This window comes from Variovorax sp. YR216, from assembly GCF_900107745.1.
Lineage (GTDB): Bacteria > Pseudomonadota > Gammaproteobacteria > Burkholderiales > Burkholderiaceae_C > Variovorax.
This window is the reverse complement of record NZ_FNRO01000044.1, coordinates 1-1,270: the sequence shown is the minus strand read 5'-3', so window position 1 is coordinate 1,270 and position 1,270 is coordinate 1. Positions and strand designations below refer to the sequence as shown.

General features: G+C 65.3%; 1 protein-coding gene. It reads left to right on the top strand.

Annotation, left to right across the window (positions count from 1 at the left end; all coding sequences use genetic code 11):
* Nucleotides 1-291 precede the first annotated feature (291 nt).
* Nucleotides 292-699 carry a VOC family protein gene (locus BLW05_RS35225; protein WP_093169581.1) on the top strand — a complete coding sequence of 136 codons (408 nt, stop codon included), beginning with the start codon at nt 292-294 and terminating at the stop codon, nt 697-699.
* The last annotated feature ends 571 nt before the right edge of the window (nt 700-1,270 follow it).

The following is a 1,270-nucleotide window of genomic DNA, read 5'->3' as shown; positions in this document are numbered from 1 at the left end:
GAGGCAGGATTGCCTCGCCGCCAACGGTGGCGACAACCGGCTCACGAGGTGTCCATGGGATGCGCGAAGCGCCTACCGCGAGAGCGGTTTCGTTCTACGCTGCGAGTCGGGCAGACGGTCCTGCGGTGACCATAGTGAAATGCTGTGTCGCGGGTCGGGCGTCGCTCTCCTGTCCGAGTTGCTGCGATAGGAGTCGGCGGACTGCATTGCGGGTCGATCTCGAAGCGAGGTGATGCAGCACGCGCTAGGATTGCTCCGAGGCAAAACATCCGTCCGCTCCAGGGGGCCTCCATGATCCAGATCCGAGACATCGACCACCTCGTCCTGCGCGTCACTGACCTGCCGGGCATGCTGCGCTTCTATTGCGACGGCCTCGGCTGCCAGGTCGAGCGGCAGCGCGACGACATCGGCCTTACGCAGCTGCGGGCCGGACGCGCGATGCTCGATCTCGTTCCGATCGATGGCGCTCTGGGGCGCGCCGGCGGTGCGCCGCCGGGCGAAGAGGGCCGCAATCTCGACCACTTCTGCTTCCGCGTCGAGCCCTTCGACGAACATGCGATCCGCGGCCATCTGTCGGGGCTGGGCATCGATGCTGGCCCCGTCGAGTCGCGTTTCGGTGCCGAGGGCGAGGGGCCATCGATTTACCTGCGCGACCCTGAGGGCAACGTCGTCGAGCTCAAGGGCCCGCCCGATCGATGATCTACTTGGCGGCAGCCGCGATCATCTCCAGCCTTTGCTCGCGGAATCTCGGAAACCGACGTCCACGCTGCCGTAGCGGTCCGTTGGCGGCTGCGTAAGCACCGCGCCGCGAGCCAACGGCTGCTCGTAGCTCGCTCTGCAGTGGGTGACGTTCAGTAGGTCCTGGCTTGCTCTCGGGAGATCTGGCTGACGCTGCGAGCCGGTGGCCGGATGGAGCGCGTTTACTACATTGTTGGAGCGTCTTTCCTACACTTCACGCTAACCAATCATCAATTCGAAAATGTCGAAGGCCAGGGTCGCCCCCGGCTCTCCCGACCTGCTCGCGGGCTTCCAGCGCGAGAGCGACATCGTCGCCTCCTCGGCCGGAGCGCGCATCGATCAGCCCTATGGGCCGCATCCGCGCAAGAGCCTGGATGCCTTCCGAGCACCAAGGCCGCGCGACACGGCCCTACGCGAATCAGAAAACGCGGTGCCCCTTGATGATCGACGGCAGCCAGGTCGAGAACGAGGGCACGTAGGTCACCAGCGTGATCGCGATGAAGATCGCCAGGTAGTAGGGCCACGCGGTCTT